The following is a 23,390-nucleotide window of genomic DNA, read 5'->3' on the forward strand; positions in this document are numbered from 1 at the left end:
TAAATTTTTGCAATAAAAAAACAGCTACGCAATATAACGTAACTGTTTATTAGTGGTTTGTATTGTTTTTAATTGTAGCAATATAAACTGTTCATATATTTATTTTGTTGCCTTAACTTTTAAATTATTATCTTTGTCTATCTTGAAGGTAAAATCATGAGTGTTCATATAATTTACCCAATTCATATAATCTTGATTAACCGTATTTCTTACTAGTGGTTTGGTTGTAACTATTGGCTTTTCACTCTTTATAGCATATACTCCCATGACAATTCCTCCTTTATAAATAATTTGAACTATATCTTTCAAAAACATTTATTTAATAATATTATATGCATTTCAACGAAGGTTATAATCACTATACTTTTATTCATTTCGATTATATAATCGCATAAAATTTCTATAACTATTATAACCGATTTTTTTCAAAAAATCAATACCAATCCACGAAATTCCTTGATTCAACCAATAAAAAATAGCATTAGACAGTCACTCCCAAAAGGGAGCAACCATCTAACTTATAACTTATATTTTTGTGTTCTTTATAATTGGATATTGTGATTTAACTTTGTCTGTCAAAGAATCTACAAAAGCATTTGCGTCCGGAACAGGGTCAGTCACATTTATATCGCCCGTAAACGTAATGCTTTCGGTAGTTGACGTTGAATTGTTAGTTGCAGGCATTTGTTGAGGAGATTGCGGAATTAAATCAGGCATTGCCATAGGACTTGCATAATATTCCATCATTTTAGTCATAATATTCTCAAAATTTGAACTTGCAACCATGCCTTGTAAAGTAACCGGTTCAAAACGATCTCCGAATTCAGATAACCCCGAATAATTTATAGGAGTATCATAATAAAGTCTATTGTTTGCCCTTTCTTGATTGACAAGTGCCTCCCATTTTTGCAGTTCTTTACGTTGAGACGGTGTTAATAGTCCGTTCTGTTTATTTTGTAAATCAAGATATTCTTGTACTTTCTCAGCAGGGTCTTCGGTAGGAGCATTATCTCCTCTATACTGTGCAAGCTTTTTATCTCCATTTTTACCTAAAGCTATTTCTGATTCAAGTCCACCATGCTCAAATCGTTGTGAATATTGAAAACTATTGTTATCAGTAGTAACCTTACTGTTTACATGAGTTTCGTTCATTTTGCTTATAGCATTATAGGCTTCGTCTGAATAAATACCTGCTTTATGCAAAAAGTCAACAACACCTTGATTGTTTGCATAATCAGTATTGTATAAAAAATTATTTCCAAGTTCAATGTCACTTAATCCTGCTATTTGACTATAAATAGATTTATCAGAATTTTCAAAGATATTAGCCCACTTAATACTGTTGCCACTTAACGCATTGTTTGTAGCAATAAGAGCCTCAAGAGACTCCATTGTTTCAGCATGACGAACAGCCTCTTCGCCATTTATATTCGATAACGTATCAATATATTGTTGATTTGCTGAAATAATTTCTTGAGTCTTATCACTCTGTTCTTCCATCTTACGAACATTCTCATTCTCAACATTATCTTGAATAAGATTATCACGAGCCATTGTAGCCTTAGTAGCTTCTAACTGAGTATTATAAAGCTTTTCAGGATCAGCAACATTGACCCATCTGTCACCAACAAGAATACGTGTATCACGTTCTTTTAAAGTGTTTTGGAACTCAGCATTTTTCTTTGTAACTTCAAGATTTTGCTTTGCTACTTCTAATTGCTCTTTCAACTGTTCAATACGGCGATTATAAGCATTGGTGATTTGCTGTTCTTGATAATAATCGTCCTTACCCAACGTGTTAATATCTGATTTATACTTCTTATAGGCTCTTGTCATTTCATTATTCAAGCCATTGATAGTATTCATCATATCTGAGTAATCATTCTCATTAAATAGCAATGCTCTTGTATCATCATCTAACCACTGAGAAAGATTTTTATTTGCAATAAGTTCACTTTGATAATCCAAAGCAGCATCTCTCAATGATTGTTGGAATGAATACTGTTCTTGCAATGCAGAAGTAATAGCTTTCTCTTTGTTCAAGCGAACATCTAAGATTTTGTTAATCATCTCATAATTGTCCGTAGCGATTTTAATCTTATTAGTAGCATCTTCTATTTGCTGGTCTGCAATTTTATCCATTAAATCGCGTTCTTGTGAAACAGCATCAAGCCAATTTTGAGTATATTCTTGTCTTTGGGTAAGCATACCCTCAAAAGTTTGCACATACTGAGAACCATTCTCCATATTCTCCAATACAGCTTTTGCTGCTTCATGAGCATATTCATTTATACTACCATCGGCGTTGAACAACTCATCAAATTTGACATTCTGTAAAATAAATCGTTCATCAGCCTTATTCGTGTTATACATATCCAGAACACCTTGATGAGCTTCGTTCTTTCGCATAGTTTGGAACTCAAGCTGTTTATTATAGTTTTCAAGAATATCGTTTGAAAGTTGTGCTTTCTCATACTGATTTTCTGTTCTACCATAACGATTTGTAAGAATATTTTCATCATATTCTAAGTTGCCGATTTCACGAGTATATCTACTATCTTGATTTTGAATATTTTGAACTTTTTGCTCCGTAACCTTTTCCATTACGTCCACAAAATCAGACTCTACATCTTGAATATTTTCACGAATATCACTTAAAGTTTCTTGTGCCTTTTTAGCCAAAGTAGCAGTAGGCGCATCTTGCATAAGCTTCATAGCTACTTCTTCTTTTTCTTTAAGTGCAGCGATAGCACTTCTCATATTATCAGCAACCATTTCTTGTTGCGTAATAACAGATTCCATGTTCTTTGAAGTAGCTTCATCAGCCAATTCAAAGAATCGTTTCATATAATCTCCGTCAGTAGGATTCTTTAAAAAGTCATTGGTCTTTTCTCTAAATCCTGTTTGCCAAGTATTATATTTTGCCTGTTCTTCGTAATACTTTTTCTGAACCTCCCACGACTAAAGTCGTAGGGTTCTCGGTCAATAACTCCAACGAGTTAAGTATCACCGAGCTATCCCCGTAGTTCCTACGGTTCTTATATACATTATTTAAAATTTAATTATTTACCAATCTTAATCCTTCATTCAAAATATTAATAGCTGCATTTACATCTCTATCTAATTCTGAATTACAAGCAGGACAAGACCAAATTCTAATATCTTCTGATTTCTTACTATCTCTATGCCCACAACAATGACAAATCTGACTTGATGGAAAATATCTGTCTATTACCGATAATGTTTTTCCATACCATTCACATTTATATGTAAGCATTCGTCTAAATTCTGACCAAGAAACATCGCCAACACGTTTATTCCTTGTATTACTATCAGTTTCTCTCATAGATTTAACATCTAAATCTTCGATACTAATAACATCAAAATTTTGAACAATAGAAGTAGATATTTTTTGTAAAAAATCATTTCTCTGATTAGAAATATGTTTTTGCAATTTTGCAACTTTCACTCTTGCTTTATTCCAACGATTACTACCAATTGTTTTTCTTGATAATTCTCGTTGCAATTTAGCAAGTTTCTTTTCTGATTTTTCATAAAATCGAGGATTGTCAATTTTAGTACCATCAGATAATATAGCAAAATCTACAATACCTAAATCTAATCCGATATTTCTATTAGTTTTTGGCAACTGTTCAAAGGTTATATCAGTACAACATAACGAACAGTAATATTGTCCATTTGATTCTTGTGATATTGTGGCATTTAAAATTCGTCCTTGTGGAATTTGTTTATCTCTTACTTTTACTAATCCAAGTTTAGGAAGTTTAATATGCTTATTTTCAAAACCTAAACAGTTATTTGTATTTTTTGTCTTATAAGACTTATGTCTATTTTTCTTTGATTTGAATTTAGGATAACCAGAATGTTCTTTAAAAAACTTCTGATATGCCATGTCTAAATCTCTAAGTGAAGATTGTAATCCAACCGAATCAACCTCTTTTAGCCAAATCAATTCTTTCTTTAATTGGGTTAAATCTTTAGAACACATATTGTATGTAAAAGTCATTTTATCTTGTTCATACGTTTTTATCTTTTTATCAAGATAATAGTTATACACAAATCTTGTACAACCAAAAGTTTTTTGAATTAACTCTTGTTGTTTCTTATTAGGATAAATTCTATATTTATAAGCCTTTTCAGCCATAATATCACTTCCTTTCATTTATATATTCTCTGAAAGGAATTTTGTTTTTATTAAATTTTAAATAATATACATAAGTTCCGATGAGAACTCTTAGTCGTTTTAGAGGTTGTCGTTCACATAGAGTCGCTAATTCTATGTATCCTTATCTGCTTTATTGTTTAGCAGTAGGTATCTTATAGTTTCCTATAAGCACAGACCATATCTTATCCCTCGTCATTACACGTTAGGGTCTATCCACTTCGGGACGCTTGTCCCTACTTCCCTCAAGAGGAATGGTCGTTGAACTTTACCTTTCGGTCTTAGCTGCTGATTATCCATTATTAAAGTGTTTAGGATTTAACCTTGCACCATCTATTCAATTTTTTCTACTTTCGTTACATTCACGCTTATATCTTTTAAGATATTACGTTGTAGTTTGAATAGCTTTAGGAATTTCCAGCAATTCAAGTAGTATTGGATGCCATAAGCACCACTACACGCAAGTTTCCCTACGTGCTTACTATTCTCGTCAATTCATCTCATGACTAAAGTCACGAGTGTTCTTGACTCGTTTAATAAAAGTCTTCATTATAGGTATTTAAAGTATCTTCAAGGTCATTCTCAATCCAATCGTCCAATTTTGAGAAATCTTCAGCATAGTCTTTAAAACTCTTTAAGATTTCAGAAGTAAGGTCGTCATCTTTCCCCCAAGATTCAGACATTTCTTTTAAACCTTTTAAAGTATCATAATCATAACCTTTGATTTCATCATCCAATGTGCCTTTGGTTAAATTTTTAGAAATACTTTCAAGAAAACCAAGACGTTCTTTTTCTTTTTCTTCTGCTTTACGTTCTTCAGCAGTTTGTTCCTTTTCTTCGTCTGTATTATCGGCATTAACACTGACTGATGTATTACCATTCTTTAAGAACTGTACCGGCTTTTTATCGCCGCCATACTTCTTAATCTTAGCATAGTCATCAGCATTAATAACAGGAAATGGCTTATCAGAAACAAACATCTGTGGTTTACCATCGCCAAGAGGAACAACTTTGTCGTTTTGATCAATAGTAGCCTCTGCTTTTTCTTCATTTACAAGCGCCGTAACTCCGGCACCGACCATTCCACCGTCTTTCTTTTGAGTAAACGGAACATCAAAACTATAATTACTTTGCTTTTTGTCGCCTAAAGACTTTACATTGCCAACTTTAGTAGCCGATGTATGAGTATTAGTCTTAAATGTACCATAAACTTGTTGAAGTTTAGACATAAACTCTTGCATTTTTTGAGTTAATACAGAAGTTCCGCCAACAGAAGGCATATCAGAAAAATCAAAGCCTTCCAACGAGCCTAAATTCTCAATTAAAGTAATTGCATGATTTAGATTACCATATGGAGGAGTGCCACCGTTAGCTTTATAAGCAGGAGCAATAGCTGATTTCTTAACTTCAAATTCAACCATATCTTGTCCGTTGTTATGACCCCACTTGTTGGCAGGGTTATTATCGTACCAAGTATATGCTTGCGACTTCTCGTCCATTATGATACCGTAAAATACACTACCGTCATCTTGAGTGTATCTCATAACATCTCCAGGCTTACCAAAAGTAGATGTCATTGCTACAAGACGAGCACCTTTATATGTATAGATGCCATTCTCATCGGTTGATAAATCACCGCTATCCAACAACTTCTTAAATAGCTTCCAAGCACTGGAACTTGTATCCCAATATCCAAGCGATGACCCCAAATATCCATTTTCGTCAAAAGCGGTATATGAATGTGACTTACCTACACCTTGTCCAAAATCATTTGTATCCCACGATTGTTGAACTGTATTATTTGTTATACCCGAATTATTACTTCTTGTAGAGCCGTTATTCACTCTATTCTTGACATTGTTTATGCCTAAAATCCTTGATATAGCGTCTTTTGCATTTGGTGTACCATTAGCATAAGCATGACGTACATTGCCGTTTAAAATTCGCTTTGTATCAGCATAAGGGATAACAGTATCACCTCTGTCAAGATTAACAATCTGTGTGCCGTCTAAGCCAGTAAGATATGCTTTACCTGTCTTTTGTCTGATAAGAATTTCAGGTGTAGGATAGTTCAATCCTCTTACTTCTGCTTCATCACCGAGTTTAGCAAGCCCAGGCAATGCACCCTCAGTACCTTTATAATAACGTCTTGCACCAAGATAAACATTTTGACCGTAAGAATTAAAGTCGACTTCCTTGACAACATCACCCGAATGTGGTGCGTGAATCATCTTACCATTGCCTTCATATATTCCTACATGGGTTGCTTCTGTTCCGCCACTCCAATCATAGAATACCAAGTCACCTGCTTGAAGTTGACTTTTATCAACGGCTTGACCTGACGCAAATTGTTCTTGAGAAGTTCTCGGTATTGACTTACCGTTCTGTGCCAATACATACTGTACAAATCCCGAACAGTCAAAGCCAGACGGTGAAGTTCCACCCCATTGATACGGTGTGCCAAGAAATGATTTTGCAGTATTAATTATTTCATTATCACCTTGAGGATTAGTTTGAGAATTACCAGACAAAGCACCATTATTAACATTGATAGCAAAGTTCATATCAACTGTATTTTCACCAAACACTTCATTCATTAATGATATGATTTCTTGTATCTTATTAGCAATTAATACTTGCAATGCGTTCCAAGATTGCTCCGATATAGACGGTGCAATTATTTGTAGTGATTGAATAGCCCTTGCGCCATTGGCAGCAATGGTTTGAGCATCTGTCATATATTGCCCAATAGTATCATTCATACTATTCCAAGAAGATGATAACAAAGTCAATGCTTGTAGTGGGTCATCTTGTACAAATTGATCCCAAGCGTCTTTGCCATTAATACCTGCTTGTTGTAGCAGAGAAGTTACATTGCTATCAAGCAAATCCCAACTACTCATTCCACCATTTTGCATTAGGTTAAATGCTTGAAGTGAATTATTTGAGTCTTTTATCCAATCAGTCCAATTATCTGCATTTACATTCAATTCAGACAATTTATTCTGCAATTCATTCGGTAAATCATTCCAAGCTGAATTTTGCAAAATAAGTCCAACAACCGAATCTGAAAGTGTACTCTTATCAGCTTTGTCAAGCGACTGCGATGTCATATTAACAATAGTGTTTGATAAGTCTTTGTACATCTTCTTATCAGTCAAACTGTTCTTGAATGCATTTTGCACAGCACTAAATTTTATATTTCCTTTTAAAACATTAAACTCATTGTTGATTTCCGCAATAGTCTCTTCAACCATTGCTTGTACGTCAACATCTGAATACAATGCTTGAGTTGATAACGCATTATATGGAATAGGGGAGAATGAAACATTTGTATTACCTTGTGCAAACTTGTCAACCGTTGCAGATTGAATATTTTCAATAGGCTGATAGAAATACTTCATACCAGTATATTTAATGATATTCTGCAAGTCTTTTGCATTGACAATGCGAGTATTCGGAGGTAATTCAGATAGTTGTGCTTCATTATTGAATAGATGAAGTTTGCCGTCTTGTCCTATATACGCTTCTTGTCCTGCATATACTCCCGTACCGTCACCTGTGATTGTAAGTCCTTGTGATGTTGTACCGCCTTTGGCATACTTTTCAGCGTATACAAACTTGTGATTTGAAACACCCCAAGTACCTAAATCTTCATCACCACGATAAATATGACCGTCACGCTTAATTTTTGCGTCTAATGGAATTCCATCAATACTATTCTTTATATCACTTGCTTTTACACTTGATTTGCCTTTTGCAATGTCATTATAGAATTTAGCTTTATCTGATGAAAGACTTTTAACATTAGAAAAACTATTGCCCTTAGTCTTATCTATAATGCTGGTACCTTCTTCTTGTGCTTTTTCTTGAGCTTCTTGTTCTAATTCTTCGGCAGTTTTTACATTAAGTTTGATATTAATGCCGTGTTCATCAAAATACTGTTGTAATTCATCAAGAGTAAGCTTGGTATCCTCGTACCAACTATCGTTAAAATCCGTATATGCCGCCGTTGCAGAAGCAGTTGCTTGTTCAATAGCACTATTGTAATCGTCTAAAGCGTCTTGTAATTCTTCTTGACGTTGTGCATCATCATAATCCTTTGCTTCTTTTGTTGCACGTTGACGAATTTCTTGAATCTTATTTTGATATTTCTTTTCTTCCTCTAATAACTTTTTCTTTTCTGCTCGTTCTTGAGAAACCTTATCTTTTGAAACAGAAGGTGTTAAAGGAGTAGACCAAAGACCATCGCCTGCTAAAGAACCATTTTTGAGATAATCAAAAGAATTATCCAACAAACTCTTTGCATTTTTAACTTGGTCAACAATACCTTTTGCAGAGTCACTTATTGAATCAATGGACGTTTCGTAAACTGAGTCACGATATTCTATAAGATTTTTCTGAGCTTCGAAGTAATCATTTGATACTGTTTCAAGAGTAGAAGCCAATTCAGACCAAGAAGATGAGGTTTCGGGAACTGAATTTATTAAACTATCTAATTCTTGATGTAATCTTTGAGCATATTGAGTCTGAACCAAGTACCTCTGATTAAGCAAATCCATTTTACCGGAATAATCTTTTTCATATAAACCGTCATATGCAGTTTTTAAGGCTTCAACTTGTTCTGTATAGGCTTTTAAAGCATTTGTAACAGTATCAATTTGATATTTGAAATCAGCATCATATTGTTTCTCATTGATTTCTTTAACCTTTTTATCGTAAGTTCTCTTCGCCGAATCTTTTTTCTTTTCATTGTCATCAGAACCTAAAGAATTAGCAGCTTTAAGTCTGTCCTTTGCTTTCTTTGAAGCAATTTGCATAGTAGCATATTGGACGACAAACTGTTCATCCGTACTCAAGTTACTTGTATCAATAACATTTTTGCCATTAGTATTGATGACTGCAAGTGATTTTGTATTTCCCCAATTACGAGCAAGAATAGCATATGCCTGACTAATATTTTGGATTTGATTCAATTCTTCCATATTAGTACCAACACGAGCCATCATTGCGTTATATGCACCATTTGACATATCAATTTGTGCATTTAAATATGCAGATTGTAGGTCAGCAATACCATTTTGAACAACGTCCATTGCACCTGATTCCAAAGACCAACCCTCAGTTGTAAGTTTTAACTTTTTCTTTAAATCAGGAAATTCTTTAACCAAATCAGACATTTGTTCATCAGTCATAGCAGTCTTACCGTTTACAACGTCTGCGATTTGAGCATAGTATTTCCAAGACCGCTCTGTCTTCCTTATACTTGTAGTCAAATCAGTAACATTCTTTGTAAAATCTGAAACTGATTTCGCTTCGCTGTCAATGTCAATGATAACATTGTCATCTGACAGCTTTGTAAGTAAAGTGTCTACTTCATCTTGAGTAATACCTAATATGCGACATAAATCTTTAAATTGTTGCTGAATTTCAGGAATGTTAGTATCGTCTGCATTTATATCAATGTCAAAAAGGTCAGTTGTCTTTACTCCGTTATCTTTAAAGCTTTGTAGAATATTTTGAACTTCATCTTTATTGGTTTCAAGACCTACTTTGATCTTGTGGTCGGTTTCACTACCTCTATCAATACTATCCAATAAATCATCAAAAGCATATTTCGCATCATCTGTACTTTGAGTAATCTCAGTGACTTCGTTTTGAATTCTTGTTAAGTTATCAAATGCTTGGTCTACATTTTCTCCGCTTTGTAATGCAGTGTTGTAGTCATTGATAGCATTTTGTAAGTCGGTATAAGTCTTATAATAATTATTATTTGACAAAACAGCGGCTTTTGAATATTCTTTCAAATTCTTCAATGATTGTTCATAATCATCGTATTTTAACTTATCAATTAATTGATTGATAATATCCAAAGCATCTTCAGTTTCAGAGTTCTTTCCTTTTTCAGAAACTATTTTGCTATAAGCATTAACCAATTCATTATGTAAATCGCCTATATTACCCTTTAATGTAAAGTAAGGAGAACCATTACCTTGTTTCACTTCTGCGGTTGGCAATGCATCTCTTAATAAATTAGTAGTGAATTCGTTATATCTTACACTTCTTGATGTAATTCTTTTCTCGTTTTCAACCTTTTTTCTATCTGCCGCTATATTACCATCATTCTCAGCAACATAATCTTTAGCTTTTTGTCTTTCGAGTTTATCAAGTTTCTTTATTTGCTCGTCATACTTACCGTTAACAAGGTCAATTCCTTCAGCTTCTAATCCAAATTTGTCTATAAGGTCTTGTTGAATTTTAGCAAGTTCTTCTTTATTTGATTTGACTTCATCAGTTGTCAAATTAGCATTCTGCATTTTTTGAGCTAATTCTTCATAACTTTGACGACTATCATCTAAAGATTCTTGTTCTTCTTTATACTGATTAGTCAATTCCGTAGAAGCTTTTCTCAAATCTTCGCTATAATGGATTGCTTTATCAATACCTTTGATAAGTAAATCAATGCCTATACCAATAGCCATATTAATACCGGCACTTGCAAGGCTTGCACCGATACTCTTTACTATTCCACCGAACTTTGAGCCTTGATTGCCAGCGGCTGCAAGTACGGCTTTGTATTCTTTAACGCCATCATTGGCGTGTTCTTGTGCCGTGACGAACTTCTCTAACTCTTTTGTAGGGATTTTGTACGATTCAAGAATTTCGGCTTGTTTTTCTTTTGTATTACCTTTAAGTTTTTCTTGAATTTTTTCTGGAGTATTACCTTTTAGTCTCCACCAATCATCTTCCTCTTGTGTGATTTCAGTACGTGGTTTAGCACCGAGTGATTTTATTGCTTGCTTCCAAGGGTAATATATTTTACCTTTTTCAGAGTTGTATTGTACTGCCAATTTAATTCTGAATAGTTACTTCCGATAACTATTGGTAAATTATACTTGAAATACACCGTCTTTTGGTATATAATGTAGATAACAATAAAATACACAAGGAGATATAATTATGGAATGTTTTGATGTGCTCTTTTGTCAAAAATGTAAAGAGGAAACTGGCGATGGCTTTTTTAGGGAATATAGCGAAGAATATTGCAAGGAATCCAACAAAGAAGTGCCGCCAAGAATTTGTCCTAAGCATCATTGCGAAGGAGAACCAGTCGATATACCGGATAGTGAATTTATGATTCTTTGGAATCAAACAGAAGACCCTGAATTCATAGAAGCAATGGTTAAACTTCGTAAAGATGACATTATTGAATATAGAACAAGATTTTTACAATTTGAAAAACAACACGACGCAAAGATTGCTCGCTTACAATCTGGCTTACCTCACTGCCCACACTGCAATAGCACAGACTTGTCTAAAATATCAAATCTTTCAAAAGCAGGGAAGATAGGCTTGTTCGGTATCTTCGGAGCAGGAGACTTGGGTAAAACTTATAAGTGTAATAAGTGTGGATGTAAGTTTTGATGCATCAAAAAAGACTTATCTCATTTTCGAGGTAAGTCTTTGCTATTATCTTTTTTTATGTTTTCTTTTACCTTTACCGTGCGGTTTACCAATGACATTTTTGAACTGAATTTGTTTTACATAATCGGTTGTGTGTTCAGATGGCATCCGAAAAGTAAAAACAGTTTTACTATTATAATGACTAATTGCTAAATCACCTTGGTTTATGATGTTCATACCAATTAACATACCTATTTTTTGTAATCCAATTTCTGAATCTGCAACTTGAACATCATTAATTTTTACGTCATTGGGAAGATTAATATCTACCAAATATGTATTTGCCTCTGATTGACCATTTGGAGTTTGCATTCCTATTTTTCCTGTAGCAATTAAAGACAATTCATTAACGACTTCTTTTGATATACAACAATTAGTTGCACCAGTATCCCATAATGCAACTGTTTTCATTGAAACATCATTATAAATTATCTCTATTTCAGTAAGTAATTTATTCATTACATTTTTATAGCCAATGGTAAAAGCACTACTCATATCTTTGTCCTTTGTAAAATGATTTTAAAAATTAATAGAAGCAATACTGCACTGATATGCTTTGTAATCAGGGGAGCATTCTTGAACAATAAAAGTTCCAAGTTCTTCGGTCTTAGCCGTTTCTCTAACACCATTACCGTAACTATCATAAACACCAAGAATTTTCTTGTTTTTTATAGCAATAAAGGATTCGCCATATTTCTTTTGAAAGTCAGCGTAGTGTTCTTTAAACCAAGCAAAATCTTCGCTCATAAAAAAAATACCCCCTTATAAAATTTTAATAATCTTAAATTCTATATTTTACATCTATTATAAAGCAATTAAATAATTTTGTCAATAGCACAAAACAACAATATATCAAGCAAGATATTAATCACAAGTAGAATATATACGACTGTACAAATCTTGTACTTCTGACAACAATATATGCAAATCTGAAAGCGGAACACTAAATTCTTCTCCATTTACTCTTACAACTGCGAAATCTTCCATTAATTTAGTCACAATCGCTTTACGATAACAATTTGGGTTGTCTTCGCAAGGAATACGATAAGTTCTTCCTACTTCACAATAAGAAGTTGGTATGTATTTATCCTGAGACACTGATTTTTGTTGATGGCATTGCAACATATTTTCCATGTCTTTAATCAATTTTTGCATATCCTTAATTAATTTACTAAGTTTTATGTCGGCTGACATTACATGTTTTTCAATTACATCACCTCGCAATCATATAATTACAATACCCTAATTTAAGAGTCTTGTTTTTTATTTTTAGAAATGTTACAATAATATTACAAATCTATCTGACATATTGACTTTTTGTGTAACCAATAATATAATATTTGTGTAACCAGAAAGTGAGGTGAAATTTATGACTCCCCGTACTGGTAGACCTAAAAGTGATAATCCTAAACGAAATAGCACTCGCATCCGAATGACAGACGAAGAAGTTGAAAAACTAAATTATTGTTGTCAACAAACAGGTATGTCAAAAACAGATGTTATTGGATTAGGAATACAAATGGTTTATGAAAAAGTACAAAAATAAGACGTTACGCCCTAACCAAGCAATATAACGTCTTATTCCATGAGACAAGAAATCTTATCTATAAATCTATTATACTATAGAAGATTTCTCCTGTCAAGAAAAATGTAATACCATTATAGTATTATGACAAATGTTAAATCATTTAATAAGACATAACAGTAACATAAAAGGAGAAATGTATAATGAAAAATATTAAGGACATCTTGACCATTCGTGACGAATTAGATGAGGTAAGAGAAGGCGTAAATGAAGTGTCTTCTTTGATAAATGTTTTAAGTGTTGCTATAGATGAATCAGCTAAAGACGAAATTGAAATTCCGGCTTTACAATCATCACTAAATGGTTTATTTAAGTATTTGGGCTCTGTTGATTCTCTTTTGCACAGTGCTTGTAAACAACTTGAAGCTTATGAACTTACAACCTCGAAAGGTGGTGTTTATTGTGAATAATCAAATGCAGATATTCTCAAATGATATATTCGGAAACATTAGAACAACCATCATCAACAATGAACCTTGGTTTGTAGGTAAAGATATAACAAATATCCTGGGATACCAAAACGGTAGTCGAGATATTAATCGCCATGTTGATGATGAAGATAAGCTGACCGAACGAATTGTTATGTCAGGTCAAAACCGTGAAGTAACTTTCATCAACGAGTCAGGTTTGTACAGTCTTATCTTATCAAGCAAAATGCCAAATGCGAAAAAGTTTAAGCGTTGGGTTACAAGCGAAGTTCTGCCTACTATCCGAAGAACCGGAGGTTATATTCCGATTTCAAGCAATGAAGATGAACTTACCATAATGGCAAAGGCTCATAAAATTCTTGAACGCACATTAGAAGAAAAGAACCAACTTCTTGAAACCAAATCAAAAGCCTTAGCTATTGCTCAGCCAAAAGCAGACAAGTATGATAAACTTATGAGTGCAAAAGGATATATAAGCTTCAATGTTGCTGCTAAACAATTAGGTTGGGGAAGAAATAAGCTTATGGCTTTTCTCCGTGACAAAGATGTATTGTTCAGAGATGGTTTATCCAATATAGCATATCAGAAATATTGTAAATTGGGATATTTTGTTGTAAAATTCTCAATAGGCAAAAATGGATATGCTTGTGGAGTAACGAAAGTTACACCTAAAGGATTGGATTTTATCTATAAGTTACTTTCAACTGAACAAGTAGCATAAGTGTGGTTGTAAGTTTTGATGCATCAAAAAAGACTTATCTCATTAAGAGGTAAGTCTTTTTGTATTTATTCATCTATATTTATTCATCATTTTTGTCTTTAGCAAATTGTTTTGCTAAATCAGGAATTGTAGTATCAAAAACATTTTTTACGATAAAATATAACATTGATATTAATTCAACAATAATAGAACCTAAATATATTTTTAGCATATCAAATATACTTGTTGACATATCCGAAGGAAAAGGATTGCCTGTCATATATCCAACTATAAAACAAATAATTACACCTGTTAATAAAATGAAAAATAAACCAAACTGGCAAGCCAAAAAGGAAATCACAGCTTTTAATAACCAATCCTTATGTTTACGCTTGGTTTCTTCATTTTTTGTAATCTCATTAGGAATTGCTTCTGCAATTGTTTTATTATTAGTATCATCAACTATTTGATTAGCATTTATACCCCGATCTGTTGATAAATCATTGTTGTCTATATGAAAATGAATTAAATCTCTTTTTATTTTACTGATTGAACTTTTTTCGTTTTTTGGAGGAGATACTGTTACTTTATCTTTTGTATCTATTTGTGCCACAATTATCCCTCCTGAAGTGTGTCAGATGAATCGTCTACAAATCTTAATTCTAAATAATTCAACCTTGCTTTCATAACACTAGTCGAAACCTGAAAAATTTGTGCTAAAACCGACAATGATGGTTTTAATAATTGATTGTATATAGACATCAAACTTGAATAGGGAATAAGAAGTTCTCCTGCAAAAATGTTTGCGTCTCGCTCTCTATCTGAATTATCATCAGTTCTTAATTCTAAATGATTTATCTCTAAATTATCATTATGCAAACAGCAATGTGCTAATTCATGAGCGATTGTAAATCTTATTCTATTCAGTGTCATTTTAGTCGCATATAAGATATTAAGAGAGTCTTTTTCGGACAACGCCGCACCGATGATACTATTCTGTGGATAATTGCCAGCCTTTTCAGCCTCAGAAAAATCATAGCGAACCAAACGAATCCCTATATTGTCAACTAATTTCTTTATATCAATTGGTGGGGATAAGCTTATGCTATATTTTTCAAGAAGTTCATAGGCAGTTAATCCACCAATCTCATTGAGTATTTTACACATATTATTATCACCCTTTTCATTAGTATTTCCAAAACAAAACATTAATCCATATACAAAAAAATACACTTTTTACATTCTCCTGTCTATATGTTTTAATAATTATAACACATAGCTAAAAAGAAAAGTGTCAAAATGTGTAATTTATGTTCAAGTTAATTAATTGTTTACACTATTATTTTACCACAATAGAATCAATGTGTCAATATTTTTGACATTAAAAAGACTCACCTTGTTTATGAGGTAGGTCTTTTATACTTGTTCATAATTTAATTCCAAATTTCTAAAAATTTTTTCATTGTGTAAATTGCATTTTCAACAACATTTTCCTCCATTAATCAAAAACTCAAGCAAAAGTTCCTTAAAATCTTCTTCACTCTTATATACCTTTGTGCTATCTGTCAAAGTAATCCCTTGCTCGTGACTTTCTACAAGTTCAATACCGTAATCAGTACAAATCTTTTCAAATAGTTCCTTATCAAACATACATATCACCTCAACTATATATTCTCCACAAAATCCTCCACAAAGTCGTGTAGATGAATAGGGGAGAGGTCATATTGATTCGCCATAGAGACTAATCTCTCTACTGTGTTCTTCTTTGTTGATATATCCTCTATCCGCACATTACCACACTTAATGCCGTATGAAGATATATCATTGTTTTTCGTTTCAATTAATTCGTACATATTTTAATCCTCTTTTTCATTTAATTTCTCTATAATTATATAATATATGGCATTATATAGCAATACATTATAATAATTTGTAAATAAGTTGTAAAATGTTTATTACAATTACATTTACATACAAAAAGAACGTATCCGTAGACACGCTCAAAATAAGAATATATTGACAGTTAATGTTGAATTTGATATAATAATGTTGTGGAAATCATGCCGTTATACAGTTGAGTTTTAGCTTCTTTTGTAAACGGTATGACGGTTTAAGGACGGTTGCCTTTCATCTCGCTTGAGCGGAATGGAGGCTATGTATAAGCTCTTGACGAGAAATTTTCTTGAAAGGAGGCTGATACATAATTACTTCTTTATTTTTTGGTATCTGTACTATTATTGATACCGTTGTAAATGTAATGGCACTTGTGCTTTACATTTGCGATAGAAATAAAAAGTGAGCCGTCTGCTGCAACAGATTGGCTCACTATAATTGAGATTAAATAATCTCAAATAAGTGTAAACATTATCAGTTGTGGCAACCGTCTTTGGTTTCCACATTTTTTATTTCTATAAATATTATATCACATTTAAGTGAAAAGTCAATATATTTAATTTAATTATTATAATCATACTAATATTTTCGGAAGCTATTAATATAATTACACACAACTTGGTTTCCCAAGGTTCGGACTGTATTTCACAGCAAAAATACAATTATGTCTGTATCTTTGCCAAACCTTGTCAGTCTCTGGGGGTTAAGACAATGAGTTGTGACCTCACATAATATTCAATTAAGAACTTAGTCTTTCCCTGCTTTCGGCATAATGCCTACCTATCGACTACCCATTCCTTTATTATAAAAGCATAAAATGTTACTTAGACTCTCGTCATATAACATACTATATACGTTTCTTTCCGACTTTCGTCACCATTCCATCTGTTGTTTCCAACTCTGTTTTGGATTGTATATAGTCTTTAGGGTTCCCAGCATATTCGGTTTTTTATATTTATCATATAAGGTATCTGTCATTATTTTAAGTGGCTAACACTCCCGTCCGTTAATTATGTGACATTATACATAATCTTAGAGGGGTGGGCACAGTACATTACCACTGAAACTGTACGTTTACCAATACCCATTTTATTCATCACAAAGCCAGATGCAATTCCCAAGTCTCCAAGCAATCCACCACTTGGTAATATTCCCCCAAGAGATGTGATGTTTTGAATTACACCCAAAATTCCAGTAAGTGTTTGTGATAATCCTGTTAAAAGAGAAATCGTCCCCTTTAATGAATTTTGAGATAAAGTATCTTGAGCAAAACCTACCCAAGTTTGTGATAGCTTATTTAGTTTAAATTCAATACTATCAGCCGCTATGCTCATTTCGTTATCAGCACTTCCAGCACTGTCTTCCATTGTTTTAACGGCTTTTTCCACTTGATCCCAGTTTTGAAGAATAGCAGCACCTGTATTTGCTCTGGTTTTAGCAAATAATTTTTCGAGCAATTTTGCCTTATTTTTATCAGTAATGTCGTCCCAAACTCCTGCTATATCTTTTAAAATATCATAAATGCTACGGTATGTATTTTCATCTTTCATGATACTAACTTTACCGTTAGTTAGCTCATATACGTCACCTTTGACATTTGATAATTCGTCAAGGGCTTCACCTTCTTCATCCATACCTCTAATACGCATTGAGAAGGTTTTCATTGCTGAACCAACACTTTCAGCATTTTGTACGATTTCTTGACCGCCTGTAAAAATAGCAATAGTATCTTCCAAACTTGCACCGGTTGAAGCCATTGCTGAAGCCGAACGTTCCAGACCGTCAATAATTTCGTCATTACTTGTAGCAAATGCATTACCAACAGAATTAATCTTTGACATAATTCCGTCTTTAACATCATCTACTTGAACGTCAAAGGCTTTCATTGTAGATACTAATCCTGTTGTGGCTTTGTCTATATCCATTCCAGGAGAGATAGTAGCAAATTGTGAACTTAGTTTTGCCATTTCTGTAGCACTGTTCTTGTCTGAATAACCTAGTCTACTCCATGAACTTGCTTGATCAATAATCTGTTTAGTTGTAACGCCGTACTCTTTTGCTGCCTCATTAGCATCAGAATAGAAATCTTTCAAATCTGTCGAAGACATTGTTGTAGTCTTACGAAGGTCAACAAGGGCAGTATCAAGTTCCTTTACAATATTGACACCTTTTTGAATCATTTCGATTATCTTATAAGGATTTATGTAATTAGCCGTCCAATATGTAATTAACTCTTTAGACTTTTTAGAAAGTGCGTCCATAATTTTTGGAACGCCAACTAAAGAAGTTTGAACTTTCTTGGTATTATCAGCCATGCTAATCATACCGTCATTCCAAGTATATTGAAGGTCTCTAATTTCACCCTTTGCATTACGGATTTTAATAATAGCAGTTGCAAGACCCTTTGAAATGTCGGTTTCCTTGAACTCACCTTGAGAAATTATAGTTCCTTGTTGCTTAGCATTATTTAAGATATAACTATCGGCATTAACTTTACCTCTTATATTGTCTGCAAGAGGTGTGCCGGCATTCGCTATTTTCTTATACTCGTTATATAGGCTCTGAACATTTTGAAGTTCTTTTTTTGTTATTTCTTCACCTTGTTGTTGCTTACCAATCAACTTTGTGACAGCCTTGTTAGCCCTCACGTAATATTGCTCAAGAAAACCTTGTTGATTACCGTTTTGAAGCTCTCCATGTATCTTATTTACAGAGTCATAGTTTGCTCTAAGGGTGTCTGCTTGTGATATTCCCTCGTTTGAACCGTTTACTTTTGCATCTTCTATCTTTTGTTGAACATCTTGAACAACATCGCCATATTGCTTATATTTTTTTATTAATTCATTTAATTTATTTTCTTGGTCTTGAAGATAATCATTAAATGAGTTGTCTCCTTTATCCTTGAATATGCTACCTTCGAGGTTTTTAAGCTTTGATACTTCTGCTTGTTGCTTTGTTATTTTATCTAAAATATCATCTGCACTAGCAACTCTTATATTTTTCCTACCCTTCACTTTAACAGGTTTGACAACATTTCTAAAGTCATCATCTAAGTCATTTGGGTGTGCAGAATAATTTGTTTTGTAATTATCAACCAATTGCTTGTATTGTTGTTCTTCTGAACTTAACTTGGATTGTAAATCATTTAAAGTATCAGTATCGTTAATTGAAGCTATCTTAACGCGATAATCATAAATCGTTTTTAGTGACTTCTCAATGTCTTTTAAAATATCTTCCTTATTAGATAGTTGGGAAGTGTTAGAATTGCCATTAAGAACATTGTCAAGATTATTCGCTTGTTTACCTTGTATGTTCTTCAAAGAAACATTAGTAAGACTTCCATCTGCCTTAACTGTACCGCTTAATTTTTGCCATTCATTTTTAGCATTTTTTACATTGGCGGTGAATTTAACCATACCGTTTGTGGCACGAGCAATTTCAGCATCCAAAACCCCTATGTATTTGCTATTATTACTTAAAGCATCAACATTATCCTTTAACCATTGCTCCGAATTGTTATCATAAACATCTTCGTTAATAAAGTTCTTATTATTGTTTACTGTATTACGTGCATTTGTTAATTGACTTTGGCTTGTTTTAAGCAAAGTAGTTAAATCTTTAAGAGCTTCGCCTTGTTGGGCTAAAATTGTAAGATTATCTAAGAAAGCAAAACCACCATCATTAATCTTATTAAAACTCTTTACTATACCGTCAAGACCAGTTTTAAGATTTTTAAACTTGTCCAATGCCTTGTCGGTAATGCCTAAATTCTTTAATTCTTTAAGCTTAGATAATTCTTGAACCTTACTTAACCAATCATTATCTAAAATTTTCTTTAAAGCTTCTAGTTGAGTTATAAGTTTAGAGGTGACTTCTTCAGGTGCTTCTATTTTAATAGAAATAGTAGAATTTTCTTTGATTTCTTTTAAAGTTTGATTAAGTGTTTCCGCATTGGATTGAGTTGTCTTTAAATCGTTTTGAAGTTTTTCTTGATTATTGTTTGCAGAATTTTCTGTTGCAGTTGTTTGAGACTGAGATGAAGCATTACTCGCATTAATATTTTGTAATTCTGCCGCTGAAGCTTTGATTTTTTCTATATGTTCTTGAATGGTTACTAATGTACCAATTAAAACATCTAGTGAATTAATCTCCCTCTGAACAGTACCAGTAACAACTTGTTGTTCTTCTTTAAATGCCTGTGTCTTTTTATCTACTTCTGAAGTAACTTGAGTGATTGCAGTTTTTAAGTTTTCAAAAGAAGTTACTTCAGATTGAATATCAGAACTTTCATTTGGGACATTTAATGTTTCTTCTTTGATCGTTTCTTTAGGCTCTTCTTTAATTACTTCTTTAGGTTTTTCCTTAGACGTTTCCTTGAAATCTTCACTGGTAGACAGTTGCTTTGTTTCTTCAAGAAGTTCCTCTTGTTGACTGATAATTTTTTCATAATCAATGTTATATTGTTCAGTAATCCTCTTAAAAAAATCGTCTATCTTTGATTTTTTATCCTTATAGCTTTCTCCAACATCACTACTTTGAAGTAATTCATTAAAACGTTCTCTTGATGTAATAAAATCACGAATGTCATCTTCTCCAATTCCTTGTGGCGAGCGTTCTTTAAATATGATATCCATCATGCTCTTTTGAAGTTTCGAATATAAATCCCGTAGTTCCGATTGATTATTTTGTGGAGTGGATGTTTTTTCTTTTAAGGATTCTTTAGGGGTTTCATTTATAGAATCTTCTTTAATATCGTTCGTCGAGACTTCCGGAGGAGTGATTTGTTCTACTTCCTGAATAAGTTCCTTTTGATGATTAATGATTGCTTCATAATCAGCGTTATGTTGTTCAATGATTTTATTAAAAGTTCTATCTATACTAGATTGACTATTTTTATAACATTCTCCAACTTTATCACTTTCAAGCAATTCATTGTAACGTTCTCTTAATGTAATAAATTCATGAAGTTCATCTTCATTAACATCTTTTCCGTTGCCTATTGCAAGTCTAATATTATCCGAACTATCTTGAACTTTTTTCAGTAAATCTTCATTACTTAATTTACGAATATCTGATATTTTATTTTTTATATTAGATAGTTGTTCGTCAGTTACATTAAGTTCCGAATTGGTTACATTAATCTCTGTATTAGCTTGGGACAACACATCTTTTACTTTTTGAATATCAGCTAATTGTTTTTCTTTGAGAGTTGGGTATGACATACTTATCATGTTGTATGTGTCATCAAGACCAATCCGATCCTTCCCATTATTAATTAACATATTAGTATCTGGGACTTCAGTTTTAAGTCTGTCATATAACGCAAAAAAATCTTCACGTTCTTTTTTTGTAGGTTCATAATCTTCGTATTCTGCAAACTTCTTATGTATCTCTCTCATCTTATCATAAGCAGTATCGTAATCCATTTTCAGAATATCGACTATTCTTTGTTGAGATTTGGTCAACTCCGTGCTAATATCAACTGTTGTATTATTGGAGTTAGGCGATCCACTCTTACTAGCATTATCATTATTATCACTAGAACCTATTTTCCCACTATGTTCATTTCCGCTATTGAACCCAGCTTTTTCTCTTTTTGTATTAATATTAGTGACAGCACTATTATTGTATTCCCAAGCTTTATCAATCGCTCTTTGAACAATATCTTTAATTTTGCTATTATCTGCACGATCTTGAGATTTAAGATAAGAATCTGCCGCCCATTTAGTTCCATTTTCATAATATTTAAGGTCTCTACCCAAAAATTCTTGTTTAGAATCACTTTGTGCCAAAGACTCTCTAAATTCTTTTAATTCGGGAATTGATTTCTCTATGTTTAATATTTTATTGTAAGTATCTTCTAATTGATTATTATAACCAACTAATTCTTTTGACCCATCTGTCATATGCTTTTTTTCAAGATTTAACTTTTCAAAAACATTTAACAAAAGTTGATAGTTTTGAAGCTGTTTATTTACATCTTCACTTGAATTACCAATCTTTAACGAAGCAAAATCTGACAGCTCCGAAGAAATATTCTTATCAACAGTATAACCAGACTCTTTTTTGACGTAAGATTTAAGTATTTCACTAGGCTTTGTTTTTGCTGGATTCGCCTTAATTATCTGTTCTCTATTTTTAACAAGATTAGCATTTCTGTTTGCTATAGTTTGTTGAAGTTCTGCAATCTTATCAGCTTCAGTCAATAATTTATCTATTTGATTTCCGCTTAATGGACGTAGTAAATCTTTATAATCACTTGAAGCAACAATCTTATGCAAAGCTTCCATTCGATTTGTAAAATCAGTAATATATTCAGATATATCCGCAGGAGAACCTGAACCCATAATATTCTTTATTAGATCTGTTAGGTAACTAGTTATATTAGCATTTTTCAAAGTAGGTCTTTGAACGACATTCATTGCTGATTCAAATTGCTTTCTTATTTCATCACCAATAGCATTAAATTTGCCGTTAACTTCAGATTTAACTTGTTTGTCTAGTTTATCTATTACTTGTTTAATACTTTTACTATCATAATTCGACATTAATGATATTATGCCGATATCTCGTGTCTTCATCTAACTCCTCCTTATTTAAAACGCAAAAATTGATATTGTTGTTTTTTGGCTGCATTTCGAGCAATATTTTCAATTTTTTTTCGGAACTGCAATTTATCAACTTCTTTTTGCAATACTTCTAGTGGCGGAATTGCATCTCGATGTGCCGAATATCGACCATTAATTCCATTTTCACTACCGTGAATGCCTTTTTCCCAAGCTGGTCGAGCAATATAAAATGGGTCAATGAATCTTCGATTATTTAAACCACCAACAACATAAGGACTCATATTGTAAGTTGATATTCTTACTCCTCCATAATATTGATTTCCATTATTATGTTTATACTTTGAAAAAGAGTTCTTTTTTAAATCATCCGTTCTGTCATAATATTTTGGAGTGTAATGATCATAGAATCTTTGAATTGCTTGTTGTGCAAACTTTGTTATTTCATTTGCAGCTGTATCAGCATATGCCTCTGCAAAAGTTTTTAAATATTTTTCTACATCTTTCTCTAATGCTTTTTTGTTTATATAAGATATAGCCATCGGTATAATTACACTCCTTTCTCAGCCAT

At 32.7% G+C, this 23,390-nt stretch carries 16 protein-coding genes; 3 read left to right on the plus strand and 13 right to left on the minus strand.

Features of this window, described 5'->3' with window-relative positions:
- Positions 1–99: 99 nt before the first annotated feature.
- The 4 genes from LKE05_RS09955 to LKE05_RS09970 form a co-directional block, all read right to left on the minus strand.
- The gene (locus LKE05_RS09955; protein WP_308456720.1) at positions 100–309 is read right to left on the minus strand and encodes a hypothetical protein; all 210 of its coding nucleotides are present in this window, start codon (positions 307–309) and stop codon (positions 100–102) included.
- Between the two features lie 216 nt (positions 310–525).
- Positions 526–2,847 (minus strand): hypothetical protein, encoded by a 2,322-nt coding sequence (locus tag LKE05_RS09960; protein ID WP_308456721.1) that lies wholly within the window; start codon positions 2,845–2,847, stop codon positions 526–528.
- A gap of 211 nt (positions 2,848–3,058) precedes the next feature.
- Positions 3,059–4,165 (minus strand): IS200/IS605 family element RNA-guided endonuclease TnpB, encoded by a 1,107-nt coding sequence (gene tnpB, locus LKE05_RS09965; protein ID WP_308456722.1) that lies wholly within the window; start codon positions 4,163–4,165, stop codon positions 3,059–3,061.
- A 551-nt stretch (positions 4,166–4,716) separates the two neighbouring features.
- A complete protein-coding gene (locus tag LKE05_RS09970) occupies positions 4,717–11,034 on the minus strand; it encodes an NlpC/P60 family protein (protein WP_308456723.1) in 6,318 nt (2,105 codons plus the stop codon).
- Positions 11,035–11,143: 109 nt separating this feature from the next.
- Between LKE05_RS09970 and LKE05_RS09975 the strand changes: the two genes are divergently transcribed.
- Positions 11,144–11,608 (plus strand): hypothetical protein, encoded by a 465-nt coding sequence (locus tag LKE05_RS09975; RefSeq protein ID WP_308456724.1) that lies wholly within the window; start codon positions 11,144–11,146, stop codon positions 11,606–11,608.
- 45 nt (positions 11,609–11,653) lie between these two features.
- Here LKE05_RS09975 and LKE05_RS09980 read toward each other — a convergent pair whose 3' ends face one another.
- The 3 genes from LKE05_RS09980 to LKE05_RS09990 all read right to left on the minus strand — a co-directional run bounded on the left by LKE05_RS09980 (position 11,654) and on the right by LKE05_RS09990 (position 12,841).
- Complete coding sequence (locus tag LKE05_RS09980; RefSeq protein ID WP_308456725.1) at positions 11,654–12,142, minus strand: retroviral-like aspartic protease family protein; 489 nt, start codon at positions 12,140–12,142, stop codon at positions 11,654–11,656.
- A gap of 24 nt (positions 12,143–12,166) precedes the next feature.
- The gene (locus tag LKE05_RS09985; RefSeq protein ID WP_308456726.1) at positions 12,167–12,394 is read right to left on the minus strand and encodes a hypothetical protein; all 228 of its coding nucleotides are present in this window, start codon (positions 12,392–12,394) and stop codon (positions 12,167–12,169) included.
- A gap of 117 nt (positions 12,395–12,511) precedes the next feature.
- Positions 12,512–12,841: a hypothetical protein gene (locus tag LKE05_RS09990; RefSeq protein ID WP_308456727.1), complete on the minus strand. Its 330-nt coding sequence runs from the start codon at positions 12,839–12,841 to the stop codon at positions 12,512–12,514.
- A gap of 534 nt (positions 12,842–13,375) precedes the next feature.
- Here LKE05_RS09990 and LKE05_RS09995 point away from each other — a divergent pair.
- Positions 13,376–13,642 (plus strand): hypothetical protein, encoded by a 267-nt coding sequence (locus LKE05_RS09995; protein WP_308456728.1) that lies wholly within the window; start codon positions 13,376–13,378, stop codon positions 13,640–13,642.
- A complete protein-coding gene (locus tag LKE05_RS10000) occupies positions 13,635–14,381 on the plus strand; it encodes a BRO family protein (protein WP_308456729.1) in 747 nt (248 codons plus the stop codon). The genes LKE05_RS09995 and LKE05_RS10000 overlap by 8 nt, the downstream gene beginning before the upstream one ends.
- A 79-nt stretch (positions 14,382–14,460) precedes the next feature.
- On the opposite strand, the gene LKE05_RS10005 is transcribed toward LKE05_RS10000, so the two are convergent.
- The 6 genes from LKE05_RS10005 to LKE05_RS10030 form a co-directional block, all read right to left on the minus strand.
- Positions 14,461–14,973, minus strand: a complete 513-nt coding sequence (locus LKE05_RS10005) for a hypothetical protein (RefSeq protein ID WP_308456730.1) — start codon at positions 14,971–14,973, stop codon at positions 14,461–14,463.
- 2 nt (positions 14,974–14,975) lie between these two features.
- Positions 14,976–15,593 carry an ImmA/IrrE family metallo-endopeptidase gene (locus LKE05_RS10010; RefSeq protein WP_308456731.1) on the minus strand — a complete coding sequence of 206 codons (618 nt, stop codon included), beginning with the start codon at positions 15,591–15,593 and terminating at the stop codon, positions 14,976–14,978.
- Positions 15,594–15,839: 246 nt separating this feature from the next.
- The gene (locus LKE05_RS10015) at positions 15,840–16,010 is read right to left on the minus strand and encodes a hypothetical protein (RefSeq protein WP_308456732.1); all 171 of its coding nucleotides are present in this window, start codon (positions 16,008–16,010) and stop codon (positions 15,840–15,842) included.
- A 14-nt stretch (positions 16,011–16,024) separates the two neighbouring features.
- A complete protein-coding gene (locus LKE05_RS10020) occupies positions 16,025–16,213 on the minus strand; it encodes a DUF6514 family protein (protein ID WP_308456733.1) in 189 nt (62 codons plus the stop codon).
- Positions 16,214–17,263: 1,050 nt separating this feature from the next.
- The gene (locus LKE05_RS10025) at positions 17,264–22,834 is read right to left on the minus strand and encodes a phage tail tape measure protein (RefSeq protein ID WP_308456734.1); all 5,571 of its coding nucleotides are present in this window, start codon (positions 22,832–22,834) and stop codon (positions 17,264–17,266) included.
- A gap of 11 nt (positions 22,835–22,845) precedes the next feature.
- The gene (locus LKE05_RS10030; protein ID WP_308456735.1) at positions 22,846–23,361 is read right to left on the minus strand and encodes a hypothetical protein; all 516 of its coding nucleotides are present in this window, start codon (positions 23,359–23,361) and stop codon (positions 22,846–22,848) included.
- Positions 23,362–23,390 lie beyond the last annotated feature (29 nt).

This window comes from Hominilimicola fabiformis, from assembly GCF_020687385.1.
GTDB classification, from domain to species: Bacteria; Bacillota; Clostridia; order UBA1381; family UBA1381; genus Hominilimicola; species Hominilimicola fabiformis.